19 protein-coding genes are annotated in these 16592 nt (G+C 72.1%); 8 read left to right on the top strand and 11 right to left on the bottom strand.

All coding sequences use genetic code 11. The features are described from left to right. The first annotated feature begins 51 nt into the window (after positions 1-51). Genes BM288_RS05865 through BM288_RS05875 form a run of 4 tightly spaced genes read left to right on the top strand, consistent with a single transcriptional unit; the run spans position 52 to position 1594 of the window. On the top strand, positions 52-420 hold the full coding sequence (locus BM288_RS05865) for a hypothetical protein (RefSeq protein ID WP_092916868.1): 369 nt from the start codon (positions 52-54) through the stop codon (positions 418-420). Further along, positions 417-551, top strand: a complete 135-nt coding sequence (locus BM288_RS14600; protein ID WP_318255360.1) for a hypothetical protein — start codon at positions 417-419, stop codon at positions 549-551. The genes BM288_RS05865 and BM288_RS14600 overlap by 4 nt, the downstream gene beginning before the upstream one ends. Next, on the top strand, positions 548-871 hold the full coding sequence (locus tag BM288_RS05870; RefSeq protein ID WP_092916870.1) for a transcriptional regulator: 324 nt from the start codon (positions 548-550) through the stop codon (positions 869-871). Before BM288_RS14600 ends, BM288_RS05870 begins: the two co-directional genes overlap by 4 nt. A 39-nt stretch (positions 872-910) precedes the next feature. Beyond that, positions 911-1594, top strand: a complete 684-nt coding sequence (locus tag BM288_RS05875; RefSeq protein WP_092916872.1) for a YdeI/OmpD-associated family protein — start codon at positions 911-913, stop codon at positions 1592-1594. 1 nt (position 1595) lies between these two features. Here the strand turns inward: BM288_RS05875 and BM288_RS14605 are convergent, their stop codons facing one another. Next, complete coding sequence (locus BM288_RS14605; protein ID WP_318255361.1) at positions 1596-2783, bottom strand: pyroglutamyl-peptidase I family protein; 1188 nt, start codon at positions 2781-2783, stop codon at positions 1596-1598. 57 nt (positions 2784-2840) lie between these two features. On the opposite strand from BM288_RS14605, the gene BM288_RS05885 reads away from it, so the two are divergent. After that, a complete protein-coding gene (locus BM288_RS05885; protein ID WP_177220270.1) occupies positions 2841-3875 on the top strand; it encodes an ROK family protein in 1035 nt (344 codons plus the stop codon). Between the two features lie 183 nt (positions 3876-4058). On the opposite strand, the gene BM288_RS05890 is transcribed toward BM288_RS05885, so the two are convergent. After that, positions 4059-5711 carry a DEAD/DEAH box helicase gene (locus BM288_RS05890; protein ID WP_177220271.1) on the bottom strand — a complete coding sequence of 551 codons (1653 nt, stop codon included), beginning with the start codon at positions 5709-5711 and terminating at the stop codon, positions 4059-4061. A gap of 412 nt (positions 5712-6123) precedes the next feature. Here BM288_RS05890 and BM288_RS05895 point away from each other — a divergent pair, with 412 nt between their 5' ends. Then, on the top strand, positions 6124-7452 hold the full coding sequence (locus BM288_RS05895; protein WP_092916874.1) for a cytochrome P450: 1329 nt from the start codon (positions 6124-6126) through the stop codon (positions 7450-7452). Between the two features lie 73 nt (positions 7453-7525). After that, complete coding sequence (locus tag BM288_RS05900) at positions 7526-7969, top strand: hypothetical protein (RefSeq protein WP_092916876.1); 444 nt, start codon at positions 7526-7528, stop codon at positions 7967-7969. 21 nt (positions 7970-7990) lie between these two features. Here the strand turns inward: BM288_RS05900 and map are convergent, their stop codons facing one another. Both map and BM288_RS05910 read right to left on the bottom strand, forming a co-directional pair. Further along, positions 7991-8788 carry a type I methionyl aminopeptidase gene (gene map, locus BM288_RS05905; protein ID WP_092916878.1) on the bottom strand — a complete coding sequence of 266 codons (798 nt, stop codon included), beginning with the start codon at positions 8786-8788 and terminating at the stop codon, positions 7991-7993. 31 nt (positions 8789-8819) lie between these two features. Further along, positions 8820-10226, bottom strand: coding sequence for a sugar porter family MFS transporter (locus BM288_RS05910; protein WP_092916880.1), 1407 nt, complete (start codon positions 10224-10226; stop codon positions 8820-8822). Between the two features lie 134 nt (positions 10227-10360). Here BM288_RS05910 and BM288_RS05915 point away from each other — a divergent pair, with 134 nt between their 5' ends. Then, on the top strand, positions 10361-10612 hold the full coding sequence (locus BM288_RS05915; protein ID WP_092916882.1) for a hypothetical protein: 252 nt from the start codon (positions 10361-10363) through the stop codon (positions 10610-10612). A 124-nt stretch (positions 10613-10736) separates the two neighbouring features. On the opposite strand, the gene BM288_RS05920 is transcribed toward BM288_RS05915, so the two are convergent. Genes BM288_RS05920 through BM288_RS05950 form a run of 7 tightly spaced genes read right to left on the bottom strand, consistent with a single transcriptional unit; the run spans position 10737 to position 16587 of the window. Beyond that, the gene (locus tag BM288_RS05920) at positions 10737-11216 is read right to left on the bottom strand and encodes a heme-degrading domain-containing protein (protein ID WP_092917746.1); all 480 of its coding nucleotides are present in this window, start codon (positions 11214-11216) and stop codon (positions 10737-10739) included. Positions 11217-11227: 11 nt separating this feature from the next. Beyond that, a complete protein-coding gene (gene mgrA / locus BM288_RS05925; protein WP_092916884.1) occupies positions 11228-12280 on the bottom strand; it encodes an L-glyceraldehyde 3-phosphate reductase in 1053 nt (350 codons plus the stop codon). 8 nt (positions 12281-12288) lie between these two features. Further along, positions 12289-12918, bottom strand: a complete 630-nt coding sequence (locus BM288_RS05930) for a bifunctional 4-hydroxy-2-oxoglutarate aldolase/2-dehydro-3-deoxy-phosphogluconate aldolase (protein WP_092916886.1) — start codon at positions 12916-12918, stop codon at positions 12289-12291. Next, complete coding sequence (locus tag BM288_RS05935; RefSeq protein WP_092916889.1) at positions 12906-13649, bottom strand: IclR family transcriptional regulator; 744 nt, start codon at positions 13647-13649, stop codon at positions 12906-12908. Before BM288_RS05935 ends, BM288_RS05930 begins: the two co-directional genes overlap by 13 nt. A 4-nt stretch (positions 13650-13653) precedes the next feature. Beyond that, complete coding sequence (locus BM288_RS05940; protein ID WP_318255362.1) at positions 13654-14601, bottom strand: sugar kinase; 948 nt, start codon at positions 14599-14601, stop codon at positions 13654-13656. Further along, on the bottom strand, positions 14576-16081 hold the full coding sequence (locus BM288_RS05945) for a tripartite tricarboxylate transporter permease (RefSeq protein ID WP_092916891.1): 1506 nt from the start codon (positions 16079-16081) through the stop codon (positions 14576-14578). The genes BM288_RS05940 and BM288_RS05945 overlap by 26 nt, the downstream gene beginning before the upstream one ends. Then, a complete protein-coding gene (locus tag BM288_RS05950) occupies positions 16078-16587 on the bottom strand; it encodes a tripartite tricarboxylate transporter TctB family protein (RefSeq protein WP_177220272.1) in 510 nt (169 codons plus the stop codon). Before BM288_RS05950 ends, BM288_RS05945 begins: the two co-directional genes overlap by 4 nt. Positions 16588-16592 lie beyond the last annotated feature (5 nt).

The following is a 16592-nucleotide window of genomic DNA, read 5'->3' on the forward strand; positions in this document are numbered from 1 at the left end:
CCCAGATCGACACGCTTGCCAATCTGGCAACTCATGCATAGACTTGCCGGCATGGAAAACAACTTCGGTTCGGGCGAGCGCGATGACTCGGGGGCGCGGCTCACGGCCGACGATGCGCGCGCCGCCCTCGAGGGACTCGACGGCGACGGCGCCGCGCTCGCTGAGCGCATCGTGACGCCGGCCTGGTACCACCCGATCCTCGGCGGTCTGGTCGCGGCGATCGTCGTCGCGACGGCACTGCCGGGCGCCGCCTCCCCGATCCTGCTGGCACTGGGCCTGATCGGCATGGTGCTGCTCGCGCTCGCGTACCGGCGGCGCTACGGCGTGCTCACGACGCAGCCCGCCGGTCCGCGCAGCCGACGACTGCTGGCGGCTGCCGTGGCGGTGCTGATGGCTGGCATGGCCGGCAGCTGGTCGTGAAGCTCGCCGAGCTGCCGGTGTGGTGGATGCTTGCGCCGGCGCTGCTCGCGATGGTGCTGACCGTGGTGCTCGGGCGGCGCTACGACGCGGCCCTCCGCGGCGAGATCCGCGGAGACGGCGCGCGGGCATGAGAGCCAAGGCTGCGCCCGCGTTCAGCGAGGTGATCCACTCCCCCGTCCGGCTGCGCATCTGCGGGCTGCTGCGACGCGGGACCGAGCTCGAGTTCGCGGTGCTGCGCGACACCCTGGGCGTCGCCGATGCGAACCTGTCGAAGAACCTCAAGGTGCTCTCCGATGCAGGGCTCGTGGAGGTGCGCAAGGAGCGCTCCCCGAGCCGTGACGACGCCCGGCGGCTCACCTGGGTCGCCCTCACCCCATCCGGAGCGTCGGCCGTCGAGGGTCACCTGGCGGCGCTCACGCAGATCGCAGACGGCGCGACCACCGACGGCTGAGGATGCGGCCGCGTCGGCGGCCCGTGGGACGCTGTCCGCATGGCGACCAAGCGCGCGAACGCGGAGACCCGACCGGGCACGCCCGGCGGCAGCGCCGACCGCCCCGCAGTCTTCTTCCGCGACGCCGACGAGTTCCGGGCATGGCTCGAGGTCAACCACGACAGCGCGAGCGAGCTCTGGATGGGCCTCAACGCCAAGCACGTCGAGCCGCGCGGCCTCACCTGGGCCGAGGCGGTGCCCGAGGCGCTCTGCTTCGGCTGGATCGACTCGCTCTCGCAGAAGATCGACGACCACAGCCGCCGCCAGCGCTGGACGCCCCGCAAGCGCACCTCGGTCTGGTCGGCCGTGAACATCGCCCACGTCAAGCGCTTGACGGATGAGGGGCGGATGCGGCCGGCCGGCCTGGCCGCGTTCGAGGCGCGACCCGCCGGCACCGGCGCCGGCTACTCGTACGAGACCGCGCCGACGGCGCTGCCGCCCGAGCTGCAGCGGCACGTCGAGGCGTCGCCGTCGGCGCAGGCGTTCCTCGCCGAGGCCACGGCGAGCTACCGCAGGGCGGCCATCAGCTGGGTGCTGGGCGCCAAGCGCGAGACCACCCGCGAGCAGCGTGCGAAGCAGCTCGCCGACGACTCAGCCGCCGGCCGCCTCATCCCGCCGCAGCGCTACGGCGAGACGCCGAAGTGGGTGGAGCGCGCCGCCGTAGCCGCTGCACGAGCGCGCTGAGCTACCGCGCGAGGTGGCGTGCCAGGTTCGCGAGCGACGAACCGAGCCCGAGCTCGTGATCCGACTGCGAGATGCCGGCCGGCACATCCGTCGCGGCAACCGTCACGCGGGTGCCAGCCTCGACCGGCTCGAGCCGCCACGTCATGCGCATCTCGCCGCGGAAGCGCTCCTCGCCCGAATCGAACGTCACCGTCTGCTCGACCCGCGAGCCGGGCACGAGCTCGACGAACCGCACCTGCGAGACGTCGGTCGTGGCATCGGTCTTCGTGTCGGCCGGATCGGCGAAGCGCAACACGGCGCGGAACCCGCCGCCCTCGCGCGCATCCATGTGCTCGATCGTGCCGGTCGCGCCTTCCGGCGGCAGCCACGCCGCGAGCGCGACGGGGTCGAGCAGCGCCTCGTAGACCACCTCCGGCGCCGCGTCGATCACGGTCGACGCCCGGTCGACGCGACCCGTCTCGCGCGTCGATGCCCGCTGCGCGTCGCCGCTCGCGACCGCCCGCACCATGGCGGCCAGCCCCAGGGCGAGGTCGTCGAAGGTGAGCGCCTCGCCGTCGTGCGTGAGGGCGGATGCGTCCCTCGACGCATCCGTGCCCGTCTCGGTCGCGAGAGCCGAGCGCGCGGCAGGGGCATCGGTCTCCGCGCCGACCGTGGCGGTGCCGCTCGAGCGCACCGCGGGCACGTGCACGAAGCCGCCGGGGATCGGGGCGCCGTCGCGCCGCAGCCCCGCGACCAGGTAGGCGACGTGGTTGCAGAGGAACCGGCCGGCATCCTCGCTGGCATCGGCGGGCAGGCCGACGGCGAGCACCGCGCTCGCGAGCGCATCGGCGTCGAACGCCGACTCGCGTCGCGCCGGGCCTTCCGGGTCGATCACGGTGCCGCGCGGCTGGTCGCCGCCGTTGTCGGGGATGCGCGCGTCATCCGCGTTCACCGCCCATCGCTCCGGCGTGATCGCCGATCGGCTGCCGGCCTCCCCGACCGCCAGCACCGCATCCGGAGCGTGCTCGTCGACGAGCGCCGTCAGCGCCGGTCCGGCGGCGGCGAACGCGACCGGGAGCACGCCCGTGACCAGCTCGACGCCTGCCTGCGGGTCGGCCGCCCACGCATCCGCAAGCCGCCGCACCGCTTCGTGGCTGGCATTCTCGGGATCCCCGCCGAACGGCTCGAAGCCGGTCACCAGCATCTTCATGCGCTCCATCCTGCACCCGCGCGATCACAGGCGCCTGCGAGGCGGCAAGATGGTCGCGTGACAGTGGCAGGCTTCGACATCGGTGGCACCAAGATCGCCGGGGTGGCCCTCGCCGCGCCCAGCGCCGGCGCCGACCGCCACACGCTCGCCGACGTGCTCGTGCGCAGCCACCGGCCGCACAGCATCCACGGGCCGGAGTCGCTCGTCGACGCCGTCGCGGCCAACGTGCGCGAGCTCGGCGAGCAGCTCGCCGCCGACGGCCACCCGCCGATCAGCGCGGTCGGGCTCGCGCTCGCCGCGTGGATGACGCGCGATCGGGAGACGGTCATCTGGGCCGCGCACCTGGGCGTGCGGAACGCGCCCGTGAAGGCCATGCTCGAGCAGCGACTCGGGCTGCCGATCGTGCTCGACAACGATGCCGACGGCTACCTGCTCGGCGAGGACGCCATGGGTGCGGCGGCGGATGCGTCCACGTCGATCCTGATCGCGCTCGGCACCGGGGTCGGGGGCGCGTACGTCGCCGACGGGCGGCCGCTCATCGGCGCCAACGGGCTGGGCGCCGAGCTCGGCCACGTCACCATCGACGAGGAGGGTCCGCGCTGCTCGTGCGAGGCCTACGGCTGCCTGGAGGCGTTCGCGGGCGGCAATGCGCTCGCGCGCGAAGCCGCGGGGGTGCCGGCCGCGGTGGCGCTCGCGCGGGGGGCCGCGGGGGTGGCGGCCGCGGTGGCGCTGGCCAAGGAGGCCGCCGCAGCGTCAGCGCCGGCGGCGCCCGCGACCGACGTCGCTCCGCGAGCCGAGCACCTCGCGGCTGCCGCCCGCGCGGGCGATGCAGCGGCGATCGGCGTGATGGAGGGTGCGGGTCGGGCGGTCGCGGCCGGGCTGCGGCGCCTGCTGCCGGCGTTCGACCCAGAGGTCGTCGTGCTGGGCGGCACCGTGATGCTCTCCTGCGCCGACCTGCTGCTGCCGGTGATCGAGCGCGAGCTCGCCGAGCACGCGCCGCTGCAGGGCGTGCCGCAGCCGCGGCGGCTGGTGCTCGCGCAGCTCGGCGGCCACGCGGCCGCGATCGGCGCGGCGGTGCTCGCCGCGCGCTGACCCGCGCCCGATCATCGCCACTCCAGGGGAAGTGGGTCGCTATCGGTCGTATCGCGCCGGCGGACGCGACGATTGGTGACCCATTTTCATGGAGCGGACGCCTCGCGCAGCGCGACGGGCGCGGCAACGCGAGAGCGCCGCCCCGGCGTACCGGAACGGCGCTCTCGAAAGGCGGGGCGGGATTCAGCCCTGGGCGCGGCGGGGTGCGCGGCGCTCGCCGCCCGAGCGACCGCCGGAGCGGCCGCCGGCGTCGCCGCCCTGCATCGAGCCGCCGCCGGTCGAGGACCAGGCGACAGCCGAGCCGCCGCGCGGCGCGGCACCGCGGCCGCCCTGGCGCGCGGGCTGACCCGAGCGGGCGCCGCCCTGGCCGCGCGAGGCACCGCCGCGACCGCGACCGCCCTCGGACTGCTGTCCGCGGCCACCGGCCCCGCCGCCCTGCTTGGCCTCGGGGCGACCCGAGCGGTCGCGACGGGGACGCTCGGCGCGAGCCGAGTCACCGGCGCCGTGGGCGCCCGAGCCGGCCACGCCATCACGGGCGCTGCGCTTGCGGCGCGCGTTCGCGCCGGTGGACTTGCCGCCGCCTCGCGGCTGCGGCAGCTCGTTGCCCGAGCCGGGGCCGCCGGGCACCGGAGCCACGTGGGGCGCGTACGGTCCGACCAGCACATCGACCGCATCCGAGGAGGCGACGACGATCTGCGGCTGCACCTTGATGTCGGCCTTGCGCAGCAGCGTCATCGTGTCGCGGCGCTGCGCGGGCAGCATGACCGTCGCGACGTCGCCGTCCGAGCCGGCACGAGCCGTGCGGCCCGAGCGGTGCAGGTAGGCCTTGTGCTCCATGGGCGGGTCGACGTGCACCACGAGCTGGACGTCATCGACGTGCACGCCGCGAGCGGCGACATCCGTCGCCACCAGCACGCGCACGGTGCCGTCGGAGAACTGCGCCAGGTTGCGGTCGCGGGCGTTCTGCGACAGGTTGCCGTGCAGGTCGACGGCAGGGATGCCGGATGCGGTGAGGTGCTTCGCGAGCTTCTTCGCCTGGTGCTTGGTGCGGGTGAAGAGGATGCGGCGGCCCATGCCCGACGCCAGGCGGCGAACGAGCAGGTTCTTGTCGTCGGGGGCGACCTCGAAGACGTGGTGCGTCATCGCCGCGACGGGCGAGTTGGCCTCGTCGACCGAGTGCATGACCTCGTTGGTGAGGAAGCGCTTGACGAGCTTGTCCACGCCGTTGTCGAGCGTGGCCGAGAACAGCAGGCGCTGGCCGGACGAGGGGGTCTTGTCGAGGATCTTCGTGACCACCGGCAGGAAGCCGAGGTCGGCCATGTGGTCGGCCTCGTCGATGACGGTCATCTCGATCGCCTGCAGCGAGGCGATGCCCTGCTTCATGAGGTCCTCGAGGCGGCCGGGGCAGGCGACGACGATGTCGACGCCGTTGCGGAGCGCGGTCTCCTGCGGGCGCTGCGAGACGCCGCCGAAGATGGTGGTGACGGTGAGGCCGGCGGCCTTGGCCAGCGGCGCGATCTCGGTCGCGATCTGGGTGGCGAGCTCGCGCGTCGGCGCGAGCACCAGGCCCAGCGGCAGGCCCTTGCGGCGGCCGCCGCCGGCGAGCTCGCCGGAGAGGCGCGCGACCAGCGGGATGGAGAAGGCGAGGGTCTTGCCCGAGCCGGTCTTGCCACGGCCCAGCACGTCGCGGCCTGCGAGCGTGTCGGGCAGGGTGTCGGCCTGGATGGGGAACGGGGTCTCGCGGTTCGCCTCGCGCAGCGCGGCGACCAGCTTGGCGGGAACGCCCAGCTGGGCGAAGGTCGTGGTGACCTCGGGGGTGGTGATGGTGTCAGTCAAGGTTGCTCTTTCTGTGAGCGTGCGCGCGCATCCGGGTCCGCACACTCGTGCGGGCGGGCCGGTGCTGGCCACGGGATGGGTGGATGCGTCGACGCAGTTTCGGCGAGCGCGGCGGAGGCCGCGATCGTTCGCCGTGGAAGGTTCATCGACGCCCGGAGATTCCGGACGGAGAGAGGAGCGTTCAACGACGCAGGCGAGCTGGCTTCTACGCCCTGCTCACACAGTGACCCCAGCCTAGCAGGAGGGGTCTGACATCACCTAGCGATCGGTCTCGACCGCTGCTTGGTGCGCGCCGCGGTTCCCGCAACGACTTGCCGCTTCGAGCCGCCGCGGACGGCGATGCGGCACCGCTGCCGGGCCGTGCCGTTCAGGCGGAGGGGTTAGCGTCGGCGGCGACGGAAGGACGAACCCCATGGCGACAGCTGCGACCCCCGACGGCACGGCGCTCCTGCGCGACGACACGCTCGCGTTCCTCAGCAAGGGCTACGGCTTCGGCCGCCACATCTGGCGCCGCGCCCGCAGCGCGACCTCGCGCGCGGTGCCGCTGCGGCTGCTGGGCGGCGACTCGCTGCTGGTGCGCGGCGCCGAGGGCGTCGAGCTCTTCTACGACCAGGGGCGGATGCGTCGGCACGGTGCGATGCCCGCGTTCATCCAGGAGACGCTCTTCGGGCACGCCTCGGTGCACTCGCTCGACGGCGCGGAGCACCGCCACCGCAAGGCGACCTTCCTCGAGGTCGCCTACGAGGACGAGCAGGTGGCGCGGCTGCTGCCCCACCTGGAGCGCGAGTGGCGGGCAGAGCTGGACGCGTGGGTCGCCGGCGGCGAGCGCTCGGCGTACGACGCGGCGGTCGGTGCGCTCGGCCGCGCGATCATGCGCTGGGCGGGGCTGCCCGGCACGGCGGCGGCGAAGACCCGCTGGGCCGCTCGCGAGGCGCAGATCGTCGACGGCTTCGGCGTGCCCTACTCGCCCGAGTTCCTGCTGGCGGGGCTCAACCGGCTGTGGTGCGACCGGCACGCGAAGGAGCTGATCGAGGCGGTGCGGGCCGGCACGCTCGAGGCCACCGAGGGCACCGCCCTGCACGCCTGGGCGTGGCACCGCGACGCCGACGGCGCGCTGCTCGAGGCGAAGCTCGCCGGCGTCGAGCTGCAGAACGTGCTGCGGCCGACGATCGCCGTCTCCCGCTTCGTCGCCTTCGCGGCCAAGCAGCTGCACGAGCGACCGGAGTGGCGCGAGCGCATCGCCGCCGAGACGGCGGGGCGCGGCGCCCTCACCGAGGGGCCGCTCGCGACCGCCTTCGCGCAGGAGCTGCGCCGCACCGCGCCCTTCGTGCCGATGCTGCCCGCGCAGGCGACCGTCGACGTCGAGCTCGACGGCGAGCGCGCGAAGGCCGGCGACCGCGTGCTGCTCGACATCCTCGGCACGAACACCGACGCCGAGTCGTGGGAGCGTGCGCACGAGTTCGACCCGGAGCGCTTCGTCGGCCGTGACGACTGGGAGTCGATCGCGGCCTTCATCCCGCACGGCGGCGGCGACCCGGCGACGGGCCACCGCTGCCCGGGCGAGAAGCTCGCCATCGCCGGGCTCGCCGCGGCGGTCGCGGCCCTCAGCGACCCGCGCGTGACCATCCTCGGCGAGGGCCTCGAGGTGAACCGGCGCCGCCTGCCCACCAAGCCCGCGTCGGGCGGTCTCGTGCGCAGCGCATCCGCCCCCTCCTCCGCCGCGCGCTGCCCGTTCCACTGAGGCGCGGTCGCGAAGATTCCCGCCCCGCATCCAGCCCGCGGCGATAGCGTGGAATGACGACGAGGAGGTCGACATGCAGCACGATCCCCGCAGCGGCGCCCGCGAGCGCGGGCCGATCATGCACCGCACCGCGCCCGAGGCGGCGCCCATGGTGGCGGGGCGGGCGACCGGCTGGGGCTCCCGCCGCAACGCCGCCGTCGGCATCGGGATGCTCGTGCTCGGCCTCATCGCCGCGCTCGCGGCGCTCATCGCGCTCGGCACCCGCATCTTCCCGGCGTTCGTGGCCGCGCGCGAGACCGGCGGCGACGCGGCGACCTACTTCTTCATGGGCACCGCCGGTTCGGTCGGCGAGCTCGTGCTGGTGATCGCCCTCATCGTGCTCGTGCCGGTCGCGGTGGTCGTCGCCTGGCTGGGCTACCGCCGGGTGACCGACGACGGGCCCTCACTCGCCGGCGTGCACCAGGCGAACTCGCCCAACGCCGTCCTCAACAACATCGGCGCCGGCAGCGGCTACTGACGGCGGCGCGAACGCGCGGCGTCAGCTGCGCGGCGCGCTCGGCAGCGTCAGGATCTCGGCGCCGTCCTCGGTGATCGCGATCGTGTGCTCGGTGTGCGCGGTGCGGCAGCCGGTGGCGCTGCGCAGCGTCCAGCCGTCCTCGTCGGTGACGAGCTCGGCCGTGTCGGCCATCACCCACGGCTCGATCGCCAGCAGCATGCCGGTGCGCAGCTCGTAGCCGCGCGAGGGCCGGCCGTCGTTCGGGATGGGCGGCTCCTGGTGCATGACCGTGCCGATGCCGTGGCCGCCGAAGTCGGTGTTGACCCGGTAGCCGGCCTCGCGCAGCACGGTGCCGATCGCGTGCGAGATGTCCCCCGTGCGCCCGCGCGGCCTGGCTGCCGCGATGCCGGCGGCGAGCGCGCGCTCGGTCGCGTCGATGAGCGCGAGGCTCTCGGCGTCTGCCGACCCTGCAGCCCCCTCGCCCCCGACGACGAAGCTGATGGCCGCATCCGCTGCAATGCCGTCGAGCAGCACCGCGAGGTCGAGGCTCAGCAGGTCGCCGTCGACCAGCCGGTAGTCGTAGGGCTTGCCGTGCAGCACCCCGTCGTTCACGCCCGTGCAGATGGCGTGGCCGAAGGGACCGTCGGCCCACACGGGCGCGTAGTCGATGTAGCAGGAGGTGGCGCCTGCCTCGTCGATGAGCTGCCGCGTCCAGCGATCGATCTCGAGCAGATTCGTGCCGGCGACGCTGCGCTGCTTCAGGGTCTGCAGGATGCCGCCGACGAGCGCACCCGTCGCGCGCCCGCGCTGCACCTCGGCCGGGCTCAGGATCTCGATCATGCCTCCATCCTGGCGCAGGCCGCCGGGCTCATCACCGCCGGGCGAAGACGCTGCCGCTCGCCAGCCCGGTCTCGAGCCCCTCGAGCGTGCGGCCGCGCGTCTCGGGCAGTTGCGTCGCCACGAACACGAGCGCGAGCGCGCCGACCGCGGCGAACAGGAAGAAGGTGCCGGTGATGCCGGTCGCCTCGACGAGCGTCGGGAACCACAGCGCCAGCGCGCCGTTCGCCACCCAGTTCGCGAAGGCCGCGATGCCGATGCCGAGCCCGCGCATCCGCAGGGGGAAGATCTCGGACAGGTAGACCCACGTCGCCACGTTGAGGAACGTCTGCATCGAGCCGACGAATGCCACGACGAGCGCCAGGATGACGAAGGGGCGGATGGGGTGCCCTGGCTCGAGCGCGATGGACGCGACGCCGATGAGCACGTGGCACACCGTGGTGAGGCCGAAGCCGAGCAGGAACGTCGTGCGGCGGTCGACGCGATCCATCATCCACAGCGCGATGAAGCCACCCAGCACGGCGATGACGCCGGGCGCGATGTTGGCGATCAGCGCCGCCTGCTCGTCGAAGCCCGACTCGACCAGCACGCTCTGGCCGTAGTACATGATCGAGTTGATGCCGGTGAGCTGCTGCGCGACGCCCACGCCGATGCCGACCAGCAGCATGCGCCGCAGCCAGCGGCTGCGCAGCACCGCCGACAGCGCCAGTCGCTCGTGGCGGTCGCCGGCGACGAGCTCGATCTGCGCCAGCTCGGCGACTGCCCGATCCTCTGCGCGCACCGTGCGCAGCACCGCGAGCGCCTCCTCGCGGCGGCCGTGGCGGACGAGCCAGCGCGGGGACTCGGGCATCCGCAGCATGCCGGCGAACAGGGCGATCGCCGGCAGCGCGCACACCGCGAACATGATGCGCCACACGCCGTCGAGGTGGCCGAGCGCGATGCCGAGGATCGCGTTGACGATGAACGCCGCGAGCTGGCCGCCGACGACGGCGACCTCGTTGCGGCCCGAGATCGAGCCGCGGATCTCGTACGGCGCCAGCTCCGCCAGGTAGACCGGCACCACCGTCGAGGCGCCGCCGACGGCGAGGCCCAGCAGCACGCGACCGATCACGAGCACCGCGAACCCGGGCGCGAGCACCAGCACGAGCGTGCCGACGAAGAACAGCACGGCCAGCGCGACGAGCATCGTGCGGCGACCGAACGCATCCGACAGCCTGCCGCCCGCGAGCGCCCCGATCGCGGCGGCGAACACGAGCGAGCTGGTCACGATGCCCTGCGTGAGGGCCTCGAGGCCGAGCTCTGCGCTCAGCGGCCGCAGCGCACCGTTGATGACGCCGGTGTCGTAGCCGAACAGCAGCCCGCCGAAGCATGCGACGAGCGAGATGACCCCGAGCCGCGCGCGGTGCGGGCCGGGCGTCAGCGGGGGCAGGGCGGAGGCCATCGTCTTCCTCCCGCGGTGTCCGTCAGTCTGGCAATCGTCATGTCCGCGATCACGGACATCCGCTCAGCGTATGTCTCTCCAGAGCCCGCATCTGGATCATGGCCTGCGTCAGCAGCCGTCCGTACGATCAGACCATGGCGCTTGACATGGCAGAGATCGAGCAGGCGCTGCCCTCGCTCGCCCCCGATACCCGAGCAGCTGTCATCGAGCGCGGGCTGCTCAGCCTCGAGGATGTCGACGACGCGCCGGAGGCCGAGATCGCTGAGGCCGGGCGCGTCGAGCTCCACCGCCGTGTCGAAGTCCATCTGCATGGCGCCACCGAGCTCATCGATGCGGACGAGCGATTCGCGCAGCGCAGAGCGAGGCTCAGCGCGCGCAGGGCGTGACACTGCGTCGGCGCGGGCCACTGCGCGGGCCGCTCGGCGCCGGCCGAGGATCGTGCCGCTTGCGACCGCTCAACTGCCGCGCGCGGAACGCCGCGAGCCGGTGCGCAATCGAGTGACGGATCCCTCAGAGGCCACGCAGGTGCGCCCGCAGCTGCTCTACGACGAACGCGTGGTCCTCGAGCTGCGGGAGCCCGGAGACCCCGACAGCGCCCACGACGCCGAGGCCGTGCACGGTGATCGGCAGCACCCCACCGTTGCCGGCGATCTCGCGCGGATCGAGTCGTGCATCCGACTCGAAACTGCCCCCGCGAGCACGGAACTGCTCACCGACGCCCAACGACGAGCGGTGGTACTGCAGCGTGGCGCGCGTCTTGCGCTCCAGCCACGCGTCGTTGTCGGGCGTCGCCCCCTCCAGCGCGGTGTGGAAGAGCCGCTGGCCCGCGAAGACGATGCCGATCACGATCGGCAGTCCGCGCTCGAGTGCAGCGGTGCGCAGCCTGCTGCCGAGCATCCAGGCGTCGTCGCGCGTGAAGGCGTCGAACACGAGCTCGCGCTCTTCAGCCTGCACCTGTGCGAAGAGCTCGGGGGTGCCGAGCGGCGGCATGCTCACAGCGCTCACCCCTCCGACGAGGCGGCCCAGATGTTGAGGCCACCGTCCTGCGCGTGCTCGTCGATCTCGGCGAGTTCAGCGTCGGTGAGCGGCGTGCTCTGCAAGCAGCGCACCGTGTCGTCGAGCTGCTCGGGTCGACTCGCGCCGATGAGTGCGGAGGTGATGCGCTCATCGCGCAGCACCCACGTCAGAGCCAGCTGCGCGAGCGTCTGGCCGCGTCGCTCAGCGATCGCGTTGAGCGCTCGCACGCGCTCGAGGTTCTCATCGCTCAGCATGCCGTCGCGCAGCGTCTTGCCCTGGGTCGCGCGCGAACCCTCGGGCACACCATCGAGGTACTTGTTCGTCAGCAGCCCCTGTGCCAGGCCGGAGAACGCGATCACCCCGACGCCCTCGGCCGCAGTCGTCTCGAGCAGCGAGGGCTCACCCTCCTCGATCCAGCGGTTGAGCATCGAGTAGGAGGGCTGGTGGATGAGCAGCGGCGTGCCCAGACGGCGCATCTCGGCGGCGATCTGCCGCGTGCGCTCAGCGGAGTAGGAGGAGATGCCGATGTAGCGGGCGCGACCGGAGCGCACTGCCTCGTCGAGCGCAGACGCGGTCTCCTCGATGGGCGTCTCAGGATCGAAGCGGTGGCTATAGAAGATGTCGACGTAATCGAGCCGCAGGCTCTCGAGCGAGATATCGAGACTGTCGAGCAGCGTCTTGCGGCCGCCGCCTGTGCCATTGGGGCCAGGCACGAAGGGATAGCCGGCCTTCGACGAGATGATCAGCTGCTGTCGCAGGCCGGCGAAGTCCTCGGCGAGGATGCGCCCGACATTCTTCTCCGTCGACCCGGCGGGCGGGCCGTAGCCGTTGGCGAGGTCGAAGTGCGTGATGCCCAGGTCGAAGGCATGCCGCAGTAGCTCGCGCTGCCGCTGCAATGGGGTGTCGTCGCCGAAGTTGTGCCAGGTGCCGAGCGAGATGGCGGGCAGCTTGAGCCCGCTGGTGCCGACGCGGCGATACTGCATGCGGTCGAAGCGGTCCTCTGCGGGCGCGTATACGGGCTGGATCTGGGCGGGCATGGGTCTCCTTAGTGGGTGACGACTGATGCGTCGCGGTCGGTCAGTGCTGCGAGCAGCGGCAGCTGCTCTTCGTCATCGAGAGCGGAGCCGACGGCGACGACGGCGGCTCCGGCAGCGAGGAAGGAGCGCGCGTTGCGGGCATTGATCCCGCCGGTGGCGACGAATCGCACCGTCGGGAAGGGGCCGCGCATCGCGGTGATCCATTCGGCGCCCAGCACCGAGGCCGGAAACGCCTTGACCACGTCGATGCCGAGTTCGAGGGCGATCTGCACATCGGTGCCGCTCGCGACTCCTGGCAGATGCGGCATACCGTTCGCGAGGCTGGCCGACGCGACGTCGGCCCTCATCCCGGGCGCGACGGTGAACGACGCCCCGAGCGCGGCCGCGCGCTCGACGCGCTCGATCGAGGTCACGGTACCCGCACCTACGGTCTTGTCACGCCGCGCACCGGCCTCGACGGCAGCGGTGAGGGCAGCGACACCGAGCTCATCCTGGATCGGCACCTCCACGGTCTCGATGCCCAGCTCCCACGCTCGCGTTGCCAGCGCGACCGTCTGCTCCGGGCTGTAGCCGCGAAGGATCGCCATCACTGGGCTGCGCGTGAACGACGCCTCGAACCACTCGCTCATGGTCTCCATCCGATGCTCTTCGAGATTCCCTCGCACACCTGTGCGAGCCGGGGAAGCAGGCCCTCGAGCTCGTCGAGCTCCGCCTGTGCGCGCAGCGCCGTGATCGAGACGGCCGCGATGACCTTGCTGTCGGGGCCTCGAACGGGCATCGCCACGCAGTTGATGAAATCCTCGAACTCGCCGTCGTCGCTCGCCCAGCCGCGCTGGCGGACCGCGGCGAGATCGTCGTCGAAGTCACCGCGCGACGTGAGCGTCGTCGAGGTGAAGCGCTCGAACGCATACCCGTCGAGCATCCGCTCGAGCACCTCTGCGTCGACGTGCGCGAGGATCGCCTTGGCGACCCCCGAGGTGTGGAGCCTCACCGGCTGCCCGATCTGCGAGTACATGCGCACCGTGCCTGGCTGGTCGATCTTGTCGGCGTAGACGATGCGATCGTCCTCGAGCACAGCGAGGTGCACGGTGTGACCGCACTCGGCGCCGAGCTCCGCGATGCGGGGTCGCGCGAGGTCGCGCAGTTCGAACTGCTCCGACGCGAGGCTGGCGAACCAGGTGAGGCGATAGCCCACACCGTAGGTGCCGTCCGGTCGGCGGCGCACCAGGCCGCTCTCGCCGAGGGTGCCGAGGATGCGAAGCGCGGTCGACCGGTGGACACCCAGGACCTCGGCAACCTCGGACTGAGTCCTTGGCCGGATGCTGACGAGCTCGAGCACCGTGGCGGCGCGCTGGATGGTCTGTGACATGGCGTCAGGATCCCATCGCGACGGTGATGGGCACGGCAGCGCGGGGGACGAAGTCCTGCGTGCTGCTGAGCGCGCGAGCCGCAATGTCGTGGCCCTCCTGCAGCCGCCCGGCCGCATCGGCGCCGCGCAGCAGTGCGCCGAGATAGCCCGCCGTGAACGCATCGCCGGCGCCGACGACTTCGACCACATCCACCACGTGGGCGGGCACGAAGGTCTGTGAGCCGTCGGCATCCAGCTCGATGGCACCGATCGGGCCGTCCTTGACGACGAGCGTCCCCCGCAGCCCCAGCAGCCGAGCCACCGGCGCGGCCTCGCCGGTGCCCCACAACGACTCCGCCTCGTCTCGACCGACGAACACGAGATCGGCTCGGCTGGCGAATCGTCCCAGCACGGGTGCAGCTTTGGCGGCGCTCCAGAGGCCCGGACGGTGATTGACATCGAACGAGACGAAGATGCCGCGCTGCGTCGCAACATCGAACGTGGCCTCGAGCAGCGCGGCGCAGCTCACCGACAGCCCTGCCGTGATGCCCGAGACATGGATGATCGCGACGTCGTCGAGATCGAGGCCATCCAGCAGGTCGGGCCCCATCCGAGACGCCGCCGAGCCAGAGCGGTAGTAGTGCACTGCCGTCCCGTCGCCGCCCGGATCCTTGAAGTAGACACCGGTCGGCTCGCCCTCGACCAGCACCGTCGATGACACATCGACACCGTGGGCTTCGACCTCGTCGAGCAGTCGTTGGCCGAGCGGGTCGTCGCCGAGCCTGCTCGTCCAGGAGGCTCGGTGGCCGGCATCAGCGAGGTAGAGGGCAACGGTCGATTCGGCGCCGCCGACCCGGATCGCGAACCCTTCGGCAGTCCGCAGCGGCTCTGCGGTGACGGGCGTCACCAACGCCATGCTCTCCCCGATGCACAGCACCCGGTCACGATCAGCGGGGGGCAGCAGCGTCGGCACGGGGCTTCGACCTTCTCTTCAGGGTGCGGAGCACGGCGGGCGCGATGAGCGCGAACACGCTCAGCGCGATGAGCGATGCGGCGATCGGGCTCTGGAAGGCCGCGAACGGGCCGTCGATGAGCAGACCTCGACGGAGGTTGCTCTCAGCGAGCGGTCCCAGGATGAGCCCGAGCACCAGGGGGCCTGCGGGGAAGCCCCACCGCTTCATGCCGAGGCCCACGATGCCGAACACGAGCATCACGATCACATCGAAGACGCTGTTCTGCACCGCATAGGTGCCCACCATGCAGAAGGTGATGATGACGACGGCGAGGGCGTTGAGCGGCAGTTTGAGCAGCTTCACGACGCCCTGCATGCGCACCAGCGCGAGCCCCAGTGCGGCGAGGGTCGCGACGATCATGATGCCCGAGATGCTGAACACCAGGTCGGGGTTCTCCACGAACAGCGACGGCCCGGGCTGGAGCCCCCAGACGATCATCGAGCCGAGCATCACCGCCATGACCGAGTCGCCGGGGACTCCCAGCGCCAGGGTCGTCGTGACCGAGCCGCCCATGGTTGCGGTGCTGGCGCTGTCGGGCGCGGCGAGACCCTCCAGTGAGCCCTTGCCGAACCGTTCCGGGTGCTGGGACGCCCTGCGCGCCTGATCCCAGGCGATGATGCCGGCGATGTCGCCGCCCGCAGCGGGCACGACGCCGACGACCGCGCCGATGCCGGTGCCGATCGCCGTCGGCTTGACGAGGGTGCGCCGCTCGGCACGATCCGGCCACCAGCGCCCGAGCTGCTCGATCGGCGACGCCGTCCCGCCGCGGCGCGCCTCGATGATCTGATTGAAGATCTCGGCGAGCCCGAACACGCCGATGATCACGGCGATGAACGGGAGGCCGGACGTGAGTTCCGGCAAACCGAAGGTGAACCGGTGATCGCCGGTGATCGGGTCGCGCCCGACAGCGCCGAGCAGCAGCCCGACGGCGCCGGCAGCGAGCCCCTTCGCGATCCGTCCGTTCGAGACGCCGACCATCATCGTCATGCCGAACACGACGAGCGCGAAGAGCTCGATCGGGCCGAAGCTCAGCGCGATCCGAGCGATCGGCTGCGCAAGGAACACGAGGATGAGGATGCTGGCGAGCGAGCCGACGGCAGAGACGAGCGCAGAGCTGGTGAGTGCGACACCTGCACGGCCCGCCTTCGCGAGCGGGAACCCGTCGAACGTCGTCGCGATGGATGCGGGTGTGCCAGGAGTGTTCACGAGGATGGCCGGCACACGGTCGCCGAACTGTGCCGCGACATAGATCGACAGCAGCACCGCGAGTCCCTGGATCGGCTCCAGGGTGAGGGTGAAGCCAGTTGCAAGCGCGACGGCCATTGTGGCGGTGATGCCGGGCACGGCACCCACGAGGGTGCCGAGCAGCGTGCCGATGATCAGGCACAGCAACACCGTCGGATCGAGGAGGGCGCCGACGCCAGCGATGACGTCGCTCACAGCGGAACCCGCAGGAGCAGCCCGAACACGCCGTAGAGCGCGCCGGTCACCACGACGGGGACCAGTACGAGCGATCGCCAGCCCCGTCCGCCGAGCAGCGTCATGATGCCCAGCACCAGCAGCGGGGTGACGACGAGGAAGTGCGCGAACCGCCACGCGATGCCGTAGACCACGATGAGCCCAAGGATCGCGAGGAGCTGCCAGATGCCGGTCGCACCCGGTTCCTCGCAGTCGCGGACCGGAGGTCGAAGAGCGCCGACGATCGCGACGGCGAGTCCGAGCAGGGTGATCGCGCCCCCGATGAGGCTCGGCCACCAACGGCTGCCGAACTCACTGTTGGCCGCCTCGGCCGGGAGTTGCTGTGCGAGCAGGAGCACCGTGGCGCCGACCGCCACGACCCCGGCGCCGATCAGGATCTCGCGCAGCCTGGTCGACTGCGCGGGCTGATCCGGTGCCTGCTCTAGATCATTCACCTCTGTCGCCTGCACGGTGCGCTCTTCGACCATCGCGG

The sequence above is a fragment of the Agrococcus baldri genome (assembly GCA_900114805.1).
Taxonomy (GTDB): domain Bacteria; phylum Actinomycetota; class Actinomycetes; order Actinomycetales; family Microbacteriaceae; genus Agrococcus; species Agrococcus baldri.

Coding starts and splice junctions, on each gene's coding strand:
- BM288_RS05865 (WP_092916868.1), top strand. CDS start 52: ATGGAAAACAACTTCGGTTCGGGCGAGCGCGATGACTCGGGGGCGCGG.
- BM288_RS05870 (WP_092916870.1), top strand. CDS start 548: ATGAGAGCCAAGGCTGCGCCCGCGTTCAGCGAGGTGATCCACTCCCCC.
- BM288_RS05875 (WP_092916872.1), top strand. CDS start 911: ATGGCGACCAAGCGCGCGAACGCGGAGACCCGACCGGGCACGCCCGGC.
- BM288_RS14605 (WP_318255361.1), bottom strand. CDS start 2,783: ATGAAGATGCTGGTGACCGGCTTCGAGCCGTTCGGCGGGGATCCCGAG.
- BM288_RS05895 (WP_092916874.1), top strand. CDS start 6,124: ATGGCGACAGCTGCGACCCCCGACGGCACGGCGCTCCTGCGCGACGAC.
- BM288_RS05900 (WP_092916876.1), top strand. CDS start 7,526: ATGCAGCACGATCCCCGCAGCGGCGCCCGCGAGCGCGGGCCGATCATG.
- map (WP_092916878.1), bottom strand. CDS start 8,788: ATGATCGAGATCCTGAGCCCGGCCGAGGTGCAGCGCGGGCGCGCGACG.
- BM288_RS05910 (WP_092916880.1), bottom strand. CDS start 10,226: ATGGCCTCCGCCCTGCCCCCGCTGACGCCCGGCCCGCACCGCGCGCGG.
- BM288_RS05915 (WP_092916882.1), top strand. CDS start 10,361: ATGGCGCTTGACATGGCAGAGATCGAGCAGGCGCTGCCCTCGCTCGCC.
- BM288_RS05920 (WP_092917746.1), bottom strand. CDS start 11,216: ATGCCGCCGCTCGGCACCCCCGAGCTCTTCGCACAGGTGCAGGCTGAA.
- mgrA (WP_092916884.1), bottom strand. CDS start 12,280: ATGCCCGCCCAGATCCAGCCCGTATACGCGCCCGCAGAGGACCGCTTC.
- BM288_RS05930 (WP_092916886.1), bottom strand. CDS start 12,918: ATGGAGACCATGAGCGAGTGGTTCGAGGCGTCGTTCACGCGCAGCCCA.
- BM288_RS05935 (WP_092916889.1), bottom strand. CDS start 13,649: ATGTCACAGACCATCCAGCGCGCCGCCACGGTGCTCGAGCTCGTCAGC.
- BM288_RS05950 (WP_177220272.1), bottom strand. CDS start 16,587: ATGGTCGAAGAGCGCACCGTGCAGGCGACAGAGGTGAATGATCTAGAG.